Source organism: Streptococcus sp. A11 (assembly GCF_043674225.1).
Taxonomy (GTDB): Bacteria; Bacillota; Bacilli; order Lactobacillales; family Streptococcaceae; genus Streptococcus; species Streptococcus suis_V.
Genome location: NZ_JBIMJS010000024.1, coordinates 1 through 18,647, shown reverse-complemented (window position 1 = coordinate 18,647; position 18,647 = coordinate 1). Strand labels below are relative to the sequence as shown.

The 18,647-nt window shown below is 39.3% G+C and carries 18 protein-coding genes, 3 tRNA genes, 2 pseudogenes and 1 other annotated feature; all 23 genes and pseudogenes read right to left on the bottom strand.

Going from position 1 to position 18,647, the window contains the following annotated elements; all coding sequences use genetic code 11:
• Positions 1–96: 96 nt before the first annotated feature.
• The gene (locus ACHBIF_RS10850; RefSeq protein ID WP_394720449.1) at positions 97–972 is read right to left on the bottom strand and encodes a GNAT family N-acetyltransferase; all 876 of its coding nucleotides are present in this window, start codon (positions 970–972) and stop codon (positions 97–99) included.
• 68 nt (positions 973–1,040) lie between these two features.
• Positions 1,041–1,334, bottom strand: a complete 294-nt coding sequence (gene rpmA / locus ACHBIF_RS10845; RefSeq protein WP_009909754.1) for a 50S ribosomal protein L27 — start codon at positions 1,332–1,334, stop codon at positions 1,041–1,043.
• A 46-nt stretch (positions 1,335–1,380) separates the two neighbouring features.
• On the bottom strand, positions 1,381–1,695 hold the full coding sequence (gene rplU / locus ACHBIF_RS10840) for a 50S ribosomal protein L21 (protein WP_002941330.1): 315 nt from the start codon (positions 1,693–1,695) through the stop codon (positions 1,381–1,383).
• Between the two features lie 36 nt (positions 1,696–1,731).
• Positions 1,732–1,802 (bottom strand) — a sequence feature (ribosomal protein L21 leader region).
• Positions 1,803–1,868: 66 nt separating this feature from the next.
• Entirely contained in the window at positions 1,869–3,194 is a 1,326-nt protein-coding gene (brnQ, locus tag ACHBIF_RS10835; RefSeq protein WP_394720444.1) for a branched-chain amino acid transport system II carrier protein, read from the bottom strand.
• A gap of 216 nt (positions 3,195–3,410) precedes the next feature.
• The gene (gene thiI, locus ACHBIF_RS10830; RefSeq protein ID WP_394720442.1) at positions 3,411–4,628 is read right to left on the bottom strand and encodes a tRNA uracil 4-sulfurtransferase ThiI; all 1,218 of its coding nucleotides are present in this window, start codon (positions 4,626–4,628) and stop codon (positions 3,411–3,413) included.
• 1 nt (position 4,629) lies between these two features.
• Entirely contained in the window at positions 4,630–5,772 is a 1,143-nt protein-coding gene (locus ACHBIF_RS10825) for a cysteine desulfurase family protein (protein ID WP_394720440.1), read from the bottom strand.
• Positions 5,773–5,872: 100 nt separating this feature from the next.
• The gene (locus ACHBIF_RS10820; protein WP_394720438.1) at positions 5,873–6,901 is read right to left on the bottom strand and encodes a threonine aldolase family protein; all 1,029 of its coding nucleotides are present in this window, start codon (positions 6,899–6,901) and stop codon (positions 5,873–5,875) included.
• A 65-nt stretch (positions 6,902–6,966) separates the two neighbouring features.
• Positions 6,967–7,038: transfer RNA gene (locus ACHBIF_RS10815), tRNA-Arg, on the bottom strand.
• A 37-nt stretch (positions 7,039–7,075) separates the two neighbouring features.
• A complete protein-coding gene (rpsA, locus tag ACHBIF_RS10810; protein WP_105111014.1) occupies positions 7,076–8,281 on the bottom strand; it encodes a 30S ribosomal protein S1 in 1,206 nt (401 codons plus the stop codon).
• A gap of 123 nt (positions 8,282–8,404) precedes the next feature.
• Positions 8,405–8,476: transfer RNA gene (locus ACHBIF_RS10805), tRNA-Gln, on the bottom strand.
• Between the two features lie 138 nt (positions 8,477–8,614).
• Positions 8,615–8,695, bottom strand: a tRNA-Tyr gene (locus ACHBIF_RS10800).
• Positions 8,696–8,746: 51 nt separating this feature from the next.
• Positions 8,747–8,980, bottom strand: coding sequence for a DUF2969 domain-containing protein (locus ACHBIF_RS10795; RefSeq protein ID WP_105111013.1), 234 nt, complete (start codon positions 8,978–8,980; stop codon positions 8,747–8,749).
• Between the two features lie 108 nt (positions 8,981–9,088).
• Positions 9,089–9,760, bottom strand: a complete 672-nt coding sequence (locus ACHBIF_RS10790; RefSeq protein WP_394720435.1) for a YdeI/OmpD-associated family protein — start codon at positions 9,758–9,760, stop codon at positions 9,089–9,091.
• 4 nt (positions 9,761–9,764) lie between these two features.
• Entirely contained in the window at positions 9,765–10,175 is a 411-nt protein-coding gene (locus ACHBIF_RS10785) for a DUF1801 domain-containing protein (RefSeq protein WP_105111011.1), read from the bottom strand.
• Between the two features lie 933 nt (positions 10,176–11,108).
• Positions 11,109–11,828: a CPBP family intramembrane glutamic endopeptidase gene (locus ACHBIF_RS10780; protein WP_394720433.1), complete on the bottom strand. Its 720-nt coding sequence runs from the start codon at positions 11,826–11,828 to the stop codon at positions 11,109–11,111.
• Between the two features lie 128 nt (positions 11,829–11,956).
• A complete protein-coding gene (locus ACHBIF_RS10775; RefSeq protein WP_269089473.1) occupies positions 11,957–12,310 on the bottom strand; it encodes a prealbumin-like fold domain-containing protein in 354 nt (117 codons plus the stop codon).
• 236 nt (positions 12,311–12,546) lie between these two features.
• Positions 12,547–13,470: an alpha/beta fold hydrolase gene (locus tag ACHBIF_RS10770; protein ID WP_105111008.1), complete on the bottom strand. Its 924-nt coding sequence runs from the start codon at positions 13,468–13,470 to the stop codon at positions 12,547–12,549.
• A gap of 107 nt (positions 13,471–13,577) precedes the next feature.
• Positions 13,578–14,432 (bottom strand): annotated as a pseudogene (locus ACHBIF_RS10765) (tetracycline resistance efflux system leader peptide); the annotation flags it as partial.
• Positions 14,433–14,535: 103 nt separating this feature from the next.
• The gene (locus tag ACHBIF_RS10760; protein ID WP_269089472.1) at positions 14,536–14,919 is read right to left on the bottom strand and encodes a protein rep; all 384 of its coding nucleotides are present in this window, start codon (positions 14,917–14,919) and stop codon (positions 14,536–14,538) included.
• Positions 14,920–15,215: 296 nt separating this feature from the next.
• Positions 15,216–15,389, bottom strand: a complete 174-nt coding sequence (locus ACHBIF_RS10755) for a cysteine-rich KTR domain-containing protein (RefSeq protein WP_002779755.1) — start codon at positions 15,387–15,389, stop codon at positions 15,216–15,218.
• A 51-nt stretch (positions 15,390–15,440) separates the two neighbouring features.
• The gene (tet(O), locus tag ACHBIF_RS10750; RefSeq protein ID WP_044772610.1) at positions 15,441–17,360 is read right to left on the bottom strand and encodes a tetracycline resistance ribosomal protection protein Tet(O); all 1,920 of its coding nucleotides are present in this window, start codon (positions 17,358–17,360) and stop codon (positions 15,441–15,443) included.
• 389 nt (positions 17,361–17,749) lie between these two features.
• Positions 17,750–18,124, bottom strand: coding sequence for a TnpV protein (locus ACHBIF_RS10745; RefSeq protein ID WP_394720430.1), 375 nt, complete (start codon positions 18,122–18,124; stop codon positions 17,750–17,752).
• 41 nt (positions 18,125–18,165) lie between these two features.
• Positions 18,166–18,426, bottom strand: a pseudogene (locus ACHBIF_RS10740) (topoisomerase DNA-binding C4 zinc finger domain-containing protein); the annotation flags it as partial.
• Between the last annotated feature and the right edge of the window lie 221 nt (positions 18,427–18,647).

The window sequence follows — 18,647 nt, the reverse complement described above, 5'->3', positions numbered from 1 at the left end:
ACCCTAAAAAATGCTTGGACTACAAGTCGCCGAGTGAATTTCTTTTGGATGGCTAAGTTCAACTTGAAATTTGGGTTCTCGATTTAAACTTATGGACTAATTTTTCCCCTTTAAATAGACAATTTGAGTCTGTTCCTCAAATCCTAATTTCCTATACAACTTCCAAGCACCCTCATTTTCCTCTTCAACGGCAATTTGAAAATCTTTAGAATTTCTTTCAATCAGATCATTGATGACCAATTTGACCAAGTTCGTACCAATACCTCTTCCTCTGGCATCTTCGTCCACTGCTAAACCATAGAGGTAGTTGTAACTTGTAGAAAGGTCTACAGTGCAGGAGCCAAGGACCTTCTCATTATTTTTGATAATATATAAGATACTGTTCTCATCTTGAATCGCTTCTTTAGCATATTGCTCACTAACTTCCAAAGTGGTGTCAAAGGCCTTAGACTGAAAGTTAGCAATAGCAGGGATATCACTTTCTACAGCCAATGCAAAGATTAAGTCACTCAGGTTTACATCTTCGAATGGATGACGATTTCTGCATAACCAGGTTTCCCTCTCTTCTTCTGCTACTAGATTCATATTTTCTAGTAAATTAGGATGATGCTCTAAGAAAACTTGCTCTGTCACAAAAAGCGGACCAAGAAGTTGATGCTCTTTCTGAATCCTTTCAAAGCGTGCTAACAGTTGGCTACCAATTCCTCTTCTTCGGACATCTGGTCTGACAAGTAGGCTCACCTCAGCAAAATCTTCCTTATCATCTGCATAAATCGCTAACAAACCAAGTAAAGTATCTTCCTTATAGGCAAGCAAAAAAGCTGGCATACTTTTATCGAAATTAAGCATATTTGATAAGTAAGGCTGCCGATGGCTACCATCTGCAATTTGACATTCTCTATTTAACTGTTGGCAAGCTACCAACTCACTTTCAGATAATAGATTTCTACTAACAATTTTAAGATTTTTCATTTTCAAAAAACTCCCTTGTTTTTATACTATTCAAAAAATAAAAAGGCCCGATGGACCTTTTTATATGATTATTTTGCGATTGGGTAAACAGATACTTGTTTCTTATCGCGACCTTTACGTTCGAAGCGTACAACGCCTTCTACTTTAGCGTAAAGAGTGTCATCTCCACCACGACCTACGTTAGCTCCTGGGTAGATTTTTGTACCACGTTGGCGGTAAAGGATTGAACCACCTGATACAGTTTGGCCGTCAGCAGCTTTCGCACCAAGGCGTTTCGCTTGTGAATCACGACCGTTTGACGTTGAACCTCCACCTTTTTTGTGGGCCATAAATTGCAAATTAGCAAGATTCAAGTTTAACATATGTTATTCCTCCGAATTTCTGTAATGATTGCTTCAAGCTACGCGATTAAGCGTTGATAGCGTTGATAACAACTTTTGTGTAAGGTTGACGGTGACCTTGTTTGCGGTGGCTACCTTTTTTAGGTTTGTACTTGAAGGTAACAACTTTTTTCTGTTTACCTTGTTTTTCAACAGTACCAACAACAGTAGCGCCTGCTACGAGTGGAGTACCCACAACAGTTTTCTCACCACCAACAAGAACTACTTCTTCGAAAGTAACTTCTTGACCTGCTTCAACGTTCAATTTTTCAACGTAGATAGCTTGACCGACTTCAACTTTAACTTGTTTGCCGCCAGTTTTAATGATTGCATATGTGCTCATTATGCACCTCCTATGAATTTTAGGGCTCAGCCCGAATTTAATGTGAAGACTCGCCTAGTACCGTGGGACGAACCACTTAAACGGCATTCGTGCGGTTGCACAGGAAATGTGCATAGTCAACACTCCCATTATAACAAAAACACCTGCAAATGCAAGTGTTTTGTATGATTTTTTTACATTTCAAAGCTTTCACTGGTCTGTTTGTTTGGCAAGAAGAGCGAGAGCAGGATGCCAACCACTGCTGGCATCAGCCATGATAAGGATTGTCCGGCAAATGGCAGAGCTCCAATCAGGTTTGAAATTCCTGACCAGCCAAATTGTCCAGCCAAGACTTCTACTAGCGACAAGACTGTTACCACACCAACTGTCAGCTGCATGCCTGGTTTTGACAGAGGCACAAATTTATTGACAATGGTAATCAGAACAAAACAAATGGTAATCGGGTAGAGAACCAAGAGAACTGGGATAGAAAAGGCAATAATCTTGCTCAAACCAAGGTTAGCAATTCCAAATCCAATCAAGGTAAAGACTGTCGCATAAACCTTATAGGAAAATTTCGGCAAACGTTCCGCGAAAAATTCGCCTGTCGAAACAATCAAACCCGCTGTCGTCGTAAAGCAAGTCACGATAACCATAGCAGCCAAGAAAATCTGGGCGCTAGGACCAAAAATAGCTTGCGTTGCTTGCGACAAGATGTAGACGCCCTTGTTTGTGTCAGAAGCTAGAACATCAGCTGGTACTGGGAAATGATTGCCCAAGAATGCTAAACCAATATAGAGAGCAGAGAAAGCCAGTGCAACGACTGCTCCAACCGACCAAATGGTTGACACATACTCTTTCTTGCTTGAAAATCCAAGCTGTTTCAAGGTATTGACCGCTACCACACTAAAAGCTACTGCTGCCAAGGCATCCAGTGTATTATAACCTTCGATAAAACCTGTTCCAAATGCACGTCCTGCCGTGTAGCTTTCTGCGGCTGGTAAAGGATTAGTTGAACCATACTTGACAATTCCCAAAACAACCAAAATGACAATCAAGATAGCAAAAACCGGAGTCAAAATCCGACCAATCGTGTCCAAAATTTTAGACGGTTTCAAGGCGATCAAATAGGCTGCCACAAAGTAAAAAGCTGTAAAACCAAACAACCATAGACCCAGATTCGCATCGCCCAACAATGGAGCAATTCCAACCTCAAATGACGTTGTAGCTGTACGTGGAATTGCAAAAAATGGTCCTATTGCCAAGTACAAGGCAACAAGATAGACCGTTGCAAAGGCTGGAGAAATCTTACGAGAAATCTCATGCACATAGCCTTTGGGGTTCAATGTTCCGACAATCAAGGCAATGACGGCAATTCCGACACCCGATACGACAAATCCTAAAATTGCTGGCCAGAAATTCTCACCAGATAAGACACCAAGTGCAGGTGGGAAAATCAAGTTTCCTGCACCAAAAAACATACCAAACAGGAGTAATCCTGTTAGCGCTCCTTTTTTCATAAAAACTCCTTCTTATCTTTTTCGAAAGTCCATTATACCACAAAAATTCGATTTTTTCCGAACGTTAGGTTATTAAGGTAACGACACCTAAGTCAAATAATTAAAAAACGCATCAAATCAAGTTAAAATTAACCTTCATTTGATGCGCGAATGAATTTCTTTCTAAAGCTGTCTATTCTTTCCCAACCGTGTCAGACATTAAACTTCATCAACAGTTTACAGTAAATCTTCGATTAAATTGTCAATCTCATCTTTTGCTTCCACTTTTGGTGTAATTTCAGTTACAATAATCCCTGCAACAGCTCGTTCCACCAATCCTTCTACATCCATACGAGCTTCGTATTGCTCGACATGTTTGATTTTCGGATTGGTTTTTGGACGGTCAGGGGCAAAGATGGTACAGCAATCCTCAAAGGGCTGAATGGAAATATCAAAGGTATCAATTTCTTGAGCAATATCAATGATTTCCAACTTGTCCATAGTCACAACTGGACGGATAACAGGTGTATTGGTCACTGCATTGATGGCCTGCATAGACTCCAAGGTCTGACTTGCCACTTGTCCTAGACTTTCACCATTGATAATAACCATGGCACCACGTTCTTCACGAACTCGGTCTGTAATCCGCATCATGAAACGACGGGTCAAGGTCATCAAATAAGCTTCAGGTGCTTTTTCCTTAATTTCTTCCTGAATTTCAGTAAATGGCACTTCGATAAAGGTGATATTACCACCAAAGGCAGTCAATTTACGGGTCAAATCATGTGCTTTTTTAAGAGCACCTGGGCTAGTATAAGGCGGACTTGCAAAGTGAAGGGCTTCGATTTCAACCCCACGTTTGAGAGCTAAATAGCCCGCAACAGGCGAATCAATACCACCTGATAGCATCAGCGTACCCTTACCAGATGTACCAACTGGAAGACCACCTGCCCCCTTGATTTCTTCATGGGAAATATAAGCTGCATCTGGACGAATTTCCACTCGCAAAGTAATGTCTGGCGACTTCATCTGCACCTGTACATTTGGAATAGCTGTGAAAACTGCATCTCCAAGGACTTGATTGAGGTCACGGCTGTCCAATTCAAAACTGTGGTCGCTACGACGTGCCGCAATCTTGAAGGTCATCCCTTCCTTGTAAATGGACTGCATAATCTCCACAACCGCTTCTTTCAAGGCTGGAACTGACTTTTCAATCTTATAAGACGGTGCGAAATTTTGGATCCCAAAAATCTTCTTCAATGAAGCTGAAACTTCCTGATAATCCGCCCCATTCAAATAGACATGACCACGGTCACGGTCAAAGTAAACTGTCACTTCTGGATAGACTGAAAGGACGTGCTTGATGTTGTTACGCAGTTTGTTGACAAACCGCATCTTGTTTTTCCCTTTGGTTGACAATTCGCCATAGCGAATCATAATTTCTGAATAGTTCATACTACCTTACTTTCTGTGTATTGTGATAAATTTGCTTGAAAATTGTGAGGAATTGTTCGATTTGCCCCATGTCGTTATCATCGTCTAAGCTGATACGGACGGCAGTTTGAGCCAACTTCTGCGAAACACCCATAGCAATCAGTGTTCCAGCTGGTTTTCCAGCCTTGGATGAACAGGCAGAGGTGGTCGAAATGTAAATCTGGTGGTCTTCAAAGGCATGGACGATGACTTCACCACGAATGTTTTTAATGCCGAATGTCACAATGCTAGGCACATAGTCGTCCTGTCCAGAAAAGACTGTCACATCATCGTATTTACCCAATTCATCTACCAAAATCTGCTTCATGGCTGCCAGTTGCTTCTGGCTATCTGCTGCCTTGTCCAGGGTCAAGCGGAGCGCCTTAGCAGTTGCTGCGATACCAGCCACATTTTCCGTGGTTGAACGTTTGTCGCTTTCCTGTCCTCCTCCTGTCAATAGCGGAGCGATTTTCTTGCCTGCTTTGACATAGACGAAACCAACTCCCTTGACAGAGTGGAATTTATGACCTGAAAAACTAGCAAAATCAACTCGGTCTATTAGATACCGTTCCGTTGGTACCTTGCCAATTGCCTGAACGGCATCCACATGGAAGGAGATTGTTGGCTTATCAGCTAACAGTTGAGAAATTTCCTGAATGGGCTGAATAGCACCAATTTCATTGTTGACGGCCATGACAGAAACCAATGTGGTATCTGGACGAATCAAGTTTTCTAAGGCTGCAACATCCACAAAACCTTGGGCATTGACCGGAGCCAAATCCACCTCAAAACCTTGCGTTTTGAGCCATAGAGCTGACTCCTTGACCGCTGGATGCTCGATAGCTGACACGATGATGTGCTTGCCCAAATGGGCCTTTTCAAAGGCCACTCCCTTGATGACCCAGTTGTCCCCCTCTGTACCACCAGAGGTAAAGAAGATTTCCTTGCTATCCTTGCCTAGCAGGTCCGCAATCTGCTTACGGGAGGCCTCTAAGATACGGGTTGCCTGACTGCCCAAATTGTGCAGACTAGACGGATTGCCCCAAATTTTTGTCGCTACTTCTGTATAGGTCTTGAGCACTTCTGGATAGACCTGAGTCGTGGCTGCATTGTCAAAATAAATCATTTTTTCATTCCTTTGCTTGCAATAGTCCTATTTTATCACTTTTTACCAGCTTTCGCCAACCATCACTACGAAAAGACAGCCCACGGACTGTCTTGCATACCTATAAAATTTCTTTCAACCGTTCGATGTCAGCCTGGCTAGTTGACCAGCTAGTTGCAAAGCGTATGATACTGTGACTATCGTCATATTTTTCCCAGAAACTGAAAGCAATGCCTGATTCAGACAATTTCGGCAACTCTTCATTTTTGACGATGACAAACTGCTGATTGGTCGGTGATTTGAGATAGAATTTAAAATCTTTTTCTTCCAAAATCTCTATAAGCTGCTCTGCCATCGCGATAGCATGACGCCCCAATTCAAGATACAAGTCATCAGTGAACAATCGATCAAACTGGACCCCAATCAATCGTCCCTTAGCTAACAAGGCACCGTGGTGCTTGACGATGGACACAAAATTCTTTGGCTGATTATTCTTTGTAAAGACAAGGGCTTCTCCCAACAAGGCACCAAGTTTTGTCCCACCGATATAGAAAACATCTGTCAGCTCTGCTATGGCCTGCAAATCAAGATCCGTATCGCGTGCAGCAAGCCCATAACCCAAGCGAGCACCGTCTAAAAAGAGCGGAATATTGTGCTGCTGGCAAACTTTGGACAAGTCTTCTAACTCTGTTTTGCTATAAAGCGTACCATATTCAGTCGGGTGGGAAATATAAACCATTCCTGGATGAACCATATGGGCATGATTAGCATCAGCATAGAAATCTTTGATGAAGTTATCAACCTCACTTGCCGTTATTTTCCCTTCATGATGCGGCAGTGTCAAAACCTTGTGTCCAGAAAATTCAATAGCACCAGCCTCATGTGTAGAAATATGCCCAGTATCTGCAGCAATCACACCCTCATAAGAAGCCAGCATGGAATTGATGGCAATCTGATTGGTCTGAGTACCGCCAGCCAGAAAAGTGATTTGAGCTTGAGGACAAGCGATCGCCTGACGAATTTTCTCAATAGCTGACTGGGTATAGCAATCTGTTCCATAGCCAGATAAACCTTCTTGGTTGCTAGCAACCAAGGCTTCAAGCAGAACTGGGTGGGCACCTTTGTTGTAGTCATTTTCAAAATGTAGCATGGTTGGCCTCCAAAATCAAAAGAATATAGAAAAAGCCTGCACACCAGGCTTCTTCTACTATTTAGTCCACCCTGAGGGAATCGAACCCCCATCTCAAGAACCGGAATCTTACGTGATATCCATTACACTAAGGGTGGAAAGGAAAAACTTGCGCAAGGCAAGTTTTTAATCGAATTACAATTCAATGTCACCGAAAAGGTCTGCCATTGAGAAACCAGTTTGTGTTTCTGGCAATTCGAAGTCACGTTTTTCTTCGCGTTTTTGACGACGTGGACGTGGTGCACGTTTTTCAGCTTTTTCTTCGCCTTCAGCTGCTGCTGGACGCTCTTCCAAAGCCTTGATAGAAAGTGATACACGCTCATCAGCTGCATTCACTTCAAGAACTTTAACAGTAACTTCTTGACCTACTGACAAAGCATCTTTTGGATTTTCAACACGTTTGTGTGAAATTTGTGAGATGTGTACCAAACCATCGATACCTGGCAATACTTCAACGAAAGCACCGAAGTCAGTCAAACGTTTCACTTTACCTTCAATCACATCACCAGCTGCCAATTTTTGCTCAACGCCGTCCCATGGACCAGGCTGTGTAGCTTTCAATGACAATGATACGCGACCTTCAACTTCGTCGATAGCAAGAACTTTAACTTCAACTTCTTCACCAACAGTAACTGCTGATTTAGGAGATACGTTACGCTCATGTGACAATTCAGTTAAGTGAACCAAACCATCAACACCACCAAGGTCGATGAAAGCACCGAAGCTAGTGATACGGGCAACTTTACCAGTTACAACTTCACCTACTGACAACTTACCAAATACTTCTGCACGTGCTGCTGCTGCTGATTCTTCAACAACGTCACGTCGTGACAAGATGAAGCGGTTTTCTGCTGGATCAACTTCTTTGATTTTAGCATCAAATTCTTGACCTACAAAGCGCTCAGTGTTACGAGTGAAACGGCTATCGATCATTGAAGCTGGGATAAATCCACGAAGACCTTCAAATTCAACTGCAAGACCGCCTTTAACGGCACGAGTAACTTTAACTGTAACAACTTCGTCTTCACGACCAACAAGCTTGTCCCATGCTTTACGTGCTTCCAAACGTTTCTTAGAAACAAGATATGTAACAGTGTCAGTATCTTTCCCTACTACTTGACGAAGCACAAGCAATTCAAGTGTTTCACCAACTTTAACAAGGTCGTTGATATCAGCATCACGGTCGTTTGTCAACTCACGAAGAGTCAATACGCCTTCTACACCAGTACCTGAGATAGCTACATTCGCTTGACCAGCATCAACTGTCAATACTTCAGCAGTTACGACATCACCAGGTGTAACTTCGCTTACACTGTTCAACAAATCTTCAAATTCGTTCATTATAAATAAACCTCCGACAATCGGGCCTCCCGACCCAACATAAAATATATTTTATTAAGGCACACGCAAGGACAACAACAATATGGACATCTTTGACGAATTAGGATAAACCTAATACCTTGACTGGGGTAACTGGATTCGAACCAACGCATGAGGGAGTCAAAGTCCCTTGCCTTACCGCTTGGCGATACCCCAAAATACACCACTAAGATAACGTTCTGAAATGAACTCGGGCTAAACGCTGTGTAAAAAAGATAAGTTGCCTAGCAAATCAGGATTTGCTGTCAACTTCCTATTTTTACTGTGCGTTTGACGCCCTTAGTATCTTAGATATGGAGAGAGAGGGATTCGAACCCCCGAACCCGAAGGAGCGGATTTACAGTCCGCCGCGTTTAGCCTCTTCGCTATCTCTCCGCGCACTAACATTCACTATTCTACCATAGAATAGTGATAATTACAAGTCTTCTAATTGCTTAAATTATAATTTTCGATAATATTTGCTACTGCTGATTCCAAAGATTTATAAAAACTATCAACAGCTCCGTTTTTTACCACTGCAAGATTTTTTTCTTCAAATTCAGCAATCTCACCGATAACTTTTTTTCCGATAACCAAACGATAACCTGAAAATTCTTCTTTATTAACCACAACCTTGCTATCTTCTAGTTGGATTTCAATTTTTTTATCTTTTTTACTCATTTAAAAACCTCACTTTTACTATTCTACAAAAAAATAGAAGAGCATGCAAGTGCAAGCGCTCCTATTTTACTATTTGTTCGGATTTACATTTTTTACTATGATAGACAATTATTTTTTACCTTCTCGATACAATTGCTTTGTCTTGTAGCCTTGTTCTAAAATATCAACCATTTCAGCCAGACGCTTGTTCTGCGTGGCCTCTGTCTTGGCTGAGTAAACATACCTGGCCCAATCTCGTTGATAGCCTGGCGTTAAACTCTGATAAAAGCTCAATTCTTTTGGATGATGTTCCAAAAATCCCTCAATGTCTACGACCTTATCCAGATAATCGCCTACTCTGGCTGACGATCGACTGCTTGACTGGACCTTTGTTTCTGGTTGGAATTTGACTGCCACCATGGTGTAGTTGTCATCAAGCGCCACCATTCGATTGAACTTGTAGGCTGTGCCCTTGATATAGCCATCCTCATCAGTAACTTCTAGACAGGGAAAAATGTGATCGCGATGAATGGGAGCGTGCCCTAGCTTGTTCTTATTTTTGGGATAGAAGAGATAAAGCTGACCATTTTCAACTAGGAGATGTTGTGCAGATGCCTGCAAAATAATGTTCTTCATCTCCTCTAAGCTATAAACGTAGGCTAGCCCAAGCTCAAGTTTCTCCGCTACTTCTGTCGGAAAGCCATAGCCATCAAAAGCAGTTTCTTCCTCCTGCGCTGGTTTCATCATAGCCACATCTGTGAACTTATCCAACTTTAGCTTTTTCAATAAGGTTTCATCCATGATTTTACTCCCCTTTTTGACGGTGGTATTCAATTGATTTGACCAGAATTTCCTCTAGAACTTCCATATCAATGTCTGCCAATTTATTAACATAGACACAACCAACTGCTGCCTTATGCTTGCCCAAACGGTCCAATAGCTCCTGGCGTCCAGGCAGATTTTGATCAATATAAAGACTAATCTTGGCCTGTCTGGCCGCAAAAGCGAGAATGGGTGAATCTCCTTCCGTCCCAGTATCATACTTATAATGGTAGCAACCAAAGCCAATAATGCTGGGATACCAAACGACAGCTTCCTCCTGGCTGATGCGCTGGTGCAATTCTAGTAATTTGTAGGCATCTTCCTGCTTACGGACTGTTTTCAATTCTGCAAACAATTCATGGACCGACTGTCCAGTAGGGGAAAATTTTGACATAGATTTCCTTTCTGATGAGTGGCTCTAATAATATCCAAGGATTATAAAATTTAGTTACAACATTTCCCTAGTTTTATATCCAAGTGTACGTAGACTATCTTGCATCTATTTTCTCATTAATATCTTGTTTTATTTTTGATAGTACAATTGATTTTAAAACTAAATTCTATCCAATATTTGGAATTAAAGAGTGTTTTTGAAAAGGTATCTTGGTCTTCAATTCCAATTTTTCTAAATAATCACATAATTTTTCAGAAAAAATATACTGATCAATCCGATTATCCTCCAAAAAGGAAAATTGAATATACTCTCCAAATAAGTAAAGCTTTGATATTCTTAAACTCTATAGAACTGAAATCCATTATAGTTTCTTTTATGAAGTCATTATATTTCATACTCTCTTCTCATTCTATACAATAATTTTTCTTTTATTATATCACATTTCACATCTACTCATTTCCCTTTCTCTCCACTTTCAGGGGCAATCATTTAAACGATTTAAAGGTAGTTACGTTTCTATTCCCCAAAACTCCTTGTCAATGGAAATAAACACGTACCCACAGGGTAAATGGAAATAGATTTTGATAATTTCTAGCTATCACTTCTACTCACTCCAAAAAATTCCTCACTCTGATACTTCTCCCATACGACAAAAAGCCTTGGTTTCAAGGCTTTTCAGTATCCCTTTCGTTCAAAGGTTTCTAGGCTTTCACCAGCAGAGCGACAACCTCATAAGGAGGATTGGTGGTAAAAACAATCACATTCCGCTTTCGCATCCCTCTCTTTTTAACTTCGGACACCAGAAAAGACGATAGATTTTGGGGTATGATACTCCATTTCTATCGCCTCATATCTTTGAATTCAGTTTTATTAAGTTTCGTTCACCTCGACCAATCTGAATGTCGGAGAAGCATATAAAATTGTATTCCCTTACTAGCTGAAAAAACTTTCTTTTTTCCTTAGAAGTTTAATTATTATTACAAGGGAAATAACCACCTCTAAAACATATACCCCTATCAATACTATAGGCAGAATTTGAACTTCTGCAAGGCTACCGCTGAGCAATATGTAATCCCAAAGAGAATGGAAAATTATAGGGAACAGTATTTTTCGTGTGTCCAAATACATAGCTCCTAAGAACACTCCCATAACAAAGGTTGAGACAAGTTGTCCCATTAGCTCGGAGACTGATAGACCTCCTATAACATTTATTAAATGTAATGCACAAAATAGCACTGAAGACAGCAGTATGGCAAGAGCCGGATTCATCTTCTTCGCCATTGCACCAAGCAATATCCCTCTGTACATGCCTTCTTCAGCTATTCCAATCAAAGCAGTATCTATTATCAATATAACAAATGCTAAATCCGGACTAAATCCTCTGACAATTGAATATAGTCCAAACCCTACTACAGGGATGAACAAAAGTGCTGAAAATACATAGCTCGGCTTGCTTTCTGAGTTCAAGGTTAATTCATTTTTATTTTTTATGCCGTAGTACAAAACCAATATCGCTAATATAAACATAAACGGCAAAAACTTCCTGCTGAACTCCGTTGAATTATATGGAGTATTTAAGAAATGATTACTGATAAAAAGTCCTATTCCCATTATAATCATATACGCTGTTAATAAAATATAGTTCTTCTTCATATACAACCTCCTGCTTTCATCTATCAAAAAGTACTCCAAGTATTTGCTTGAAGTGCTTTGATTTTGCCTCTAAGTCCACTACAATATAGAGATAGCTATATGTAAGCCATTCTAATTCATCTGACTAATCAATTATTCTTTCTATGGTTCTTACCAATCAATCCAAGCAACATAAACAAAGCAACAACGCCTGTCACCAAGTAAAAACTAATGTTGGAGCTATCTCCGGTTTCCGGAGCTTTATATTTCTTAACTACCGTAGGAACATTTGCAGGAGGATTAGTTTTGTTATCCTTATCATTTTTAACAGAAAGCTTTATAACGGCTTCACCCTCATCCAAATCTTTTACATTAACTTTTACAGGTTCCTTATTTAAAACATATCCGTTAGGAGCCTTTGTTTCAACCAATATATACTCTTTGTCATAATCCAGCTCATCAATTATAGCCTTACCGTCAGCCCCTGTTGTCACAGTTTTTATAGGTTTACCTGAGCAGAGCCGACTTTTACCAAGAATAAATCAAATGTTGCATTTGCCAATCCCATATTACTTTTCAATATCTTCTTTCTGAAATTTTCTAATCATACCTTTACCATCCAATCTGTTCCATTCTATTAATAATAAATAGTTTTTGCAAGCAGTAACATTAGTCCTGTCCAATACAGAACTAAATCCTTTCAATAATTATTTGTCCAACTTTTTGGGGTCAGTACATTCTAAATCTTTTCTTTTTTATTTGTATCAGAGCGTAAAAATTCTAGCACGTCCTGATAAATAGTTTCTTTATCTCTTTCATTAAGTATTTCATGTCTCATACCTTTATAAAGCTTGCTTTTAATGTTTTTATATCCAAGACTTTTTAAGAATCCTTCTAAACCCTTAAACTTTTCGTTTCCTTGAATAACAGGATCATCTTCTCCAGCTATTAAAAATATTGGTAAAGCAGTGTTTTTTGGTCTCCAGTCTTTGCCATTGTACGCTGATTTTAATAATTTAAAAAGATTGATAAATGCATTTGTAGTAAATATAAAACCACAAAGCGGATCTGCATCGTATTCCTTGACTGTGTCTGGATTAGCGCAAATCCAATCTAGCTGGCTTTCATATCCCTTGCTATATTGACCGGCTGATAAAGAATTAAAAAATTTATTGGGCTTATATTTGCCATAAAAAACACTGCTTATTTTTGCTAAAAATACTGCAAATCCCGCTAATTTATTCTCAGTTGGTGGCCCACATAAAACTATTTTATCAAGCTCGTAATCGTATTTCTTTAAATAATTTCTAGAAACAAGAGTGCCCATGCTATGACTAAATATTGAAATACTTAACGAAGGATATCTTTCTTTTAAGTATTCTGTCACTTGATAAGCATCGTCAACAATAACAGAGCTGTCCTCTGTATAAAAATATCCTAAGTGAGATGAGTCTTTAACGCTAGCTCCGTGACCTCTATGGTCATGAATCGCACAGACATAACCGTTTTGAGCTAAGTAATTCATAAAATCGTAGTATCTTTCTTTATGTTCTGACATTCCATGAACTAACTGAACAATTCCAATAGGATTAGAGCTTGGCTCTATAATAGCAAGTTCGAGCTCCAGTCCATCTCGCTTAGATTTAATTTTTTTAGTAATCATAATTTCACCTACTATCTAATTACAATATAATTATTAATACACTTCGTTTACGCTCGTGACATCAATACTACACTCTCCACATGTGTAGTCTGGTCCTTGAGAATAGAGACAAACCCTGCTACTGTTCCAAATATAATTCCCCCACAAAGAACTCCAATCATAAAAGGTATATTTTTCCCTAATCCGGGATCAACAAAAGGATCTGTTACTTTCCTGATATGTTTTACAAATATCAGGAATGACAGCACGCTAACGATAAGAAAAGAAATGCTATATGATGTTGTAAACAACATAAAAAATACAATACCTACAGACATTAGTATAATTCCTTTGATATCAAAATGACCTTTTATCCTTACTTCTTTCTTTAATAATTTCATAAGAAACGGAACAGTGATAATTGTTATCATAGGAATGAGTAGAAGATAGGACCAATGAATATAATGGGCTATCATTCCACCAATAGCTGGACCGATACCTTCTCCCATAGCTACTATGGAGCCAATAAGACCAAACGCTTTACCCCTATTTTCCTTTGGAATATAGCGCGCAACTACAACCATCACGAGTGCTGGAAATGCAGCTGCACCAGCTCCTTGAATAAATCGAGCCAGAATAAGTATGGGAAAAAAAGAATGTCCAACAAACCCAATTACCGATCCGAAGCAATTTATTATAATCCCAAATAGGAGTAACCTTTTAATGCCTAGCTGATCAGATAGCTTTCCATATAGAGCTGTTCCAATAGAAAAGGTTAACATAAAGGCTGTGTTCACCCAGCTTGTACTCGCCGGTGATTTATTAAAATCATTTGCAATATCAGGTAATGAGACGTTCAAAACCATTTCATTTAATACGCTAAAAAAAGATAAAATGCAAAGCCAAATTAAAATTTGGTTGTGTCGTAAAAATGATACGCTTCCCTCTTTTAATTGAACCCTGTTACATTCATTACACTTCATAATTAATTCCTCCTAAACTTGATTAAAACATTTTACCACATATAAACTAAGTTTTAAATTCAGTATTTCATCACTTATACAACAATATGGCCCGTTTGTTGAACTACTCTTTAATAAAATAATTTTTCCGTTCCCAATTCCACATTGCAATAATAGAAAATCCATCTTCATCGGCTTTTTCGTCATCATCTGTATGAATCAAATCGCCTTCTTCTGTGTCATCAAGGTTTAATTTTTTATGTATTTCTTTTAACAAACCACCATAGGAGATTAACCTTTTACGGTGTAAACCTTCCTCCAAATCAGACAAACGTTTCAAATTCTTTTCTTCATCATCGGTCATAAAATCCGTATCCTTTACAGGATATTTTGCAGTTTCGTCAATTGCCGATTGTATATCCGATTTATATTTATTTTTCGGTCGAATCATTTGAACTTTTACATTTGGATCATAGTCTAATTTCATTGCCTTTTTCCAAAATTGAATCCATTTCTAGCAATTCATTTTCAGCAAAAGAAACAGGCTTATTTTGAGGGTTATATTTCTTTTTCAATAAGCTATACATATCTTTTATGCTGTTTTTATCAACACCTAAAATTAATCTAACAGCTTCTTCTTCAATAAATCTATTATGCTGCTAAATAGTTTATAGGACAAATAAGTATAACAAAATAACCCACCCGAATATCGTTTTTTTTATTTGGTGAGTTTGTTCTTTCAAATACGAAACAAAAAGAGCCGATGATTCGTGAATTGTTCCACAATTTCATCGGCTCTGCGTCTTAAGCGTCTGGCTCTTTGATGACAGTTATCTTCAAGTTGTCAACTTTAATCAATCTTTCTTGTCTGCATTTTGGACAATAAAGGGGATAATTCTCCAAAACAGTGTCCTTCCTAATTTTATTACGGGTTTTGCTCCCACAAACAGGACACAATATCCATTCGCATTTCATCATAATTAGTCTCTAATCCTTTCAAATCTCATTTTATATGACTTTTGCAAGCTGTTAAGCTAACTTGTGGAACATATGCCGAACCTTATCTATACGGCTATTCGGGCGGCGGGGTTGGCAAATAAATTTACCAATAGCTGGCTGGTATCCTTTTAACTCTGTCAAGCAGACTCCCTGCCCATTTGTGAAATAAGTTAAATCGTTCCTGTATTCTTGAATACATCTAGCAGGGATTTCTCCTTTCAGAATGACCTCGTCATTCTTTATCTGAGTACTTACAATATCTGCACAATACCTTGGAGCATCATGATACGCCCGTGAGAGATATTCCTGCGGTGCATAAATTTCAAAGTGGAGATATGGCTCTAATAGTTCTGTCCCTGCTTTTTTTAAAGCCTGCTCCAATACGATAGGGGAAAGCAGCCGAAAGTCTGCGGGGGTACTTACAGGACTATAATACAATCCATATTCAAAACAGATTTTACAGTCTGTCACTTTCCATCCATACAGCCCCTGCTCGCAGCCATAAAGAACCCCCTCCATAACCGCATTTTGGAACGATTGATTTAAATATCCAAGTGAAACTCTGCTTTCATACTGCACTCCGCTTCCAATAGGGAGCGGCTCTATGGACAACCCGACAGAAGCCCAGAAAGGATTTGGCGGGACTTCTATGTGGATGGTATATTCTGCTTTTCTAAGCGGTCTTTCCATATATATAACAGTAGGCTCTTTTGTTTCTGCCTCCACATGATATTTTTCCTCAAGGATGGCACAAATGACTTCCATCTGCACATTCCCCAAAAAAGAAAGTATAATCTCATGCGTTGTAGTATCCACATAATATTTTAAAAGAGGGTCGCCATCTGAAATTTCTGTAAGTGCCCCAAGCAATATTTCCCGCTGTTCAGATTTCTTTACTGCAATCGTTGTTTGGAGCATAGGGAGAGGATTTTCAATAAATTTTCTCTGCGGCAACAGCATTTCGTTCCCCAAAATACTGTTTAGCTGCAAAACATCATTTGGTAAAATTACAATATCACCAGAGCAGGCTGTATCGGATGAATATAATTCACCGTTTGTCGGAACACACATCTCTGTGATTTTTATTTTCTCTTTTTCAGATATTTTAATAACATCCCTCAAATGCAATGTTCCGCTATATATACGCACATAAACAAAACGCCGCCTTTTCTCTGAATATTCAATCTTAAAAACCTGCCCGCATAGTTCAGATTGACCTTCAGGCGTTGATGAATAAAACTTACTGGCAATCACTTCTATAAGCTGCCGAATCCCCAGATTGTTTTTAGCACTTCCGTGATAAACGGGAAATAACGTTCCGTTTTGGAATCTCCTGTTTTCTTCCTGTTCCAGTTCTGACATTTTAAACGGTTTCCCTGACATATATTTCTCTAATAGTTCATCGTTTCCCATAATTACCGCATCCCACTGTTCCATATCGTCATTGTCCGTTACATTTATATGGGGATGCTGCCCAACCTTTTGCTTCACTATAATTTCCGAAGAAAGCTTTGCTTTCATTTCTTGATATACCATTGGCAAATCAATCCCCTCTTGGTCAATTTTATTGATGAAAAAAATTGTCGGAATCTTCATTGTCTGTAGTGCATGAAACAGTATACGGGTCTGTGCCTGTATGCCATCCTTTGCAGAAACTAATAATACTGCTCCGTCTAATACGGATAAAGAACGGTATACTTCCGCCAAAAAATCCATATGGCCTGGCGTATCTATAATGTTGACTTTTACATCCTCCCACTGAAAAGATGTCACTGCTGTCTGGATAGTGATTCCCCTTTGACGCTCCAAATTCATTGTATCTGTCCTTGTTGTGCCTTTATCTACGCTCCCTGGTTCTGCAATTGCACCACTGGTATACAATAAACTCTCCGTTAATGTTGTCTTTCCTGCGTCAACGTGAGCCAGAATGCCTAAGTTAATTATTTTCATGTGATTTTCCTCCTATCAACACCCAAAAAAGGGCATAAAAATACCCAGTGATAAATACTCCTATCACTGGGTAAATAACTCCAATAGCCCCAAAACACTTATATGTTTTCGGGCATATAAAATTACATGATAAAAGTATTCTTAAACTGGGTACAAAAAACTAAGCCCCATATTAAAAGTGAAACGGGACTGCTACTTTTTGTTCCCACTATCAAATTGACAGTTTATTTAAGAATACCTTGCCGCATATTTATTAACTCCTTGTATAATACTGAATCTAATTATATTCCTTAACCCTTTATTTGTCAAGTCCTTAACCCTTTATTTGTCAAGCTGACAAACTAAAGCAGAAAAAGCGGCAGGATTTCCCCCTGCCACTAATCATCTGTTTATGCAAAAATAATTTCCTTTTCCACAATCTCCCTCGCACAAGCCCTTATGTTATTGAGGCATCCTGTCCATTCTAAGGCGTTTTCTGCCTTTAGCTGTTCCGTTATGCCCTGTGCCTGTTTCATACCCTCTATGAGCCTTTCAAAGCGTTCCTGTGCCTGTCTGTTGATGTCGGCAAGGTAGGCGTTTAGCCTGCCGCTTGTAAGAAGATTGGTGTATGTAACTTTACGGTACTGTTTTAGATAATCTAAATGCCGTTGCCCCCAGATGCCTATCGGCTGTTCTTCTCCGGCGGGTACAGTTAAGCACGGTATTAAATAATCGCCTTGCCTTTCGTATTTGCCGCCCATTTCCTCAAAAATTGTCTTTGCCATTGTCTGTTACCTCAAAAGCCCTCTTTAAAGGGCTTTTATGCTTATTTTGAAAAAGAGATAAAATCAATATATCCCTTTTCTCCGATTTTTACAACGGCATTGTAGGACTTTCTATCTTTCGTTTTGATTCCTTTTACCAGGGTTTCTTTTCCCTCTAGTAATTCTTTTACATTTGTTTTGGTGAGTTTTTTCTTTCTAAAATGTTCAGCTAAAGTGAAGGTACATTCAGGATAATTTGAACAACCATAAAACGATTTTTTTAATACAATATTGTTGCCACACTTAGGACATTTTCCTACAAGGGGTCCCGAGCGCTTAGTGGGAATTTGTACCCCTTATCGATACAAATTCCCCGTAGGCGCTAGGGACCTCTTTAGCTCCTTGGAAGCTGTCAGTAGTATACCTAATAATTTATCTACATTCCCTTTAGTAACGTGTAACTTTCCAAAGGTTCTGTTGCAAAGTTTTAAATCTACTATCAAATAAGGTAGAATAATAGAAAAAGATAGCAGGAGGAATGACG

Coding starts and splice junctions, on each gene's coding strand:
- ACHBIF_RS10850 (WP_394720449.1), bottom strand. CDS start 972: ATGAAAAATCTTAAAATTGTTAGTAGAAATCTATTATCTGAAAGTGAG.
- rpmA (WP_009909754.1), bottom strand. CDS start 1,334: ATGTTAAACTTGAATCTTGCTAATTTGCAATTTATGGCCCACAAAAAA.
- thiI (WP_394720442.1), bottom strand. CDS start 4,628: ATGAACTATTCAGAAATTATGATTCGCTATGGCGAATTGTCAACCAAA.
- ACHBIF_RS10780 (WP_394720433.1), bottom strand. CDS start 11,828: ATGAAGAAGAACTATATTTTATTAACAGCGTATATGATTATAATGGGA.
- ACHBIF_RS10785 (WP_105111011.1), bottom strand. CDS start 10,175: ATGTCAAAATTTTCCCCTACTGGACAGTCGGTCCATGAATTGTTTGCA.
- ACHBIF_RS10790 (WP_394720435.1), bottom strand. CDS start 9,760: ATGGATGAAACCTTATTGAAAAAGCTAAAGTTGGATAAGTTCACAGAT.
- brnQ (WP_394720444.1), bottom strand. CDS start 3,194: ATGAAAAAAGGAGCGCTAACAGGATTACTCCTGTTTGGTATGTTTTTT.
- rplU (WP_002941330.1), bottom strand. CDS start 1,695: ATGAGCACATATGCAATCATTAAAACTGGCGGCAAACAAGTTAAAGTT.
- ACHBIF_RS10820 (WP_394720438.1), bottom strand. CDS start 6,901: ATGCTACATTTTGAAAATGACTACAACAAAGGTGCCCACCCAGTTCTG.
- ACHBIF_RS10745 (WP_394720430.1), bottom strand. CDS start 18,124: ATGGCAAAGACAATTTTTGAGGAAATGGGCGGCAAATACGAAAGGCAA.
- ACHBIF_RS10825 (WP_394720440.1), bottom strand. CDS start 5,772: ATGATTTATTTTGACAATGCAGCCACGACTCAGGTCTATCCAGAAGTG.
- ACHBIF_RS10795 (WP_105111013.1), bottom strand. CDS start 8,980: ATGAGTAAAAAAGATAAAAAAATTGAAATCCAACTAGAAGATAGCAAG.
- rpsA (WP_105111014.1), bottom strand. CDS start 8,281: ATGAACGAATTTGAAGATTTGTTGAACAGTGTAAGCGAAGTTACACCT.
- ACHBIF_RS10770 (WP_105111008.1), bottom strand. CDS start 13,470: ATGATTACTAAAAAAATTAAATCTAAGCGAGATGGACTGGAGCTCGAA.
- ACHBIF_RS10755 (WP_002779755.1), bottom strand. CDS start 15,389: ATGATGAAATGCGAATGGATATTGTGTCCTGTTTGTGGGAGCAAAACC.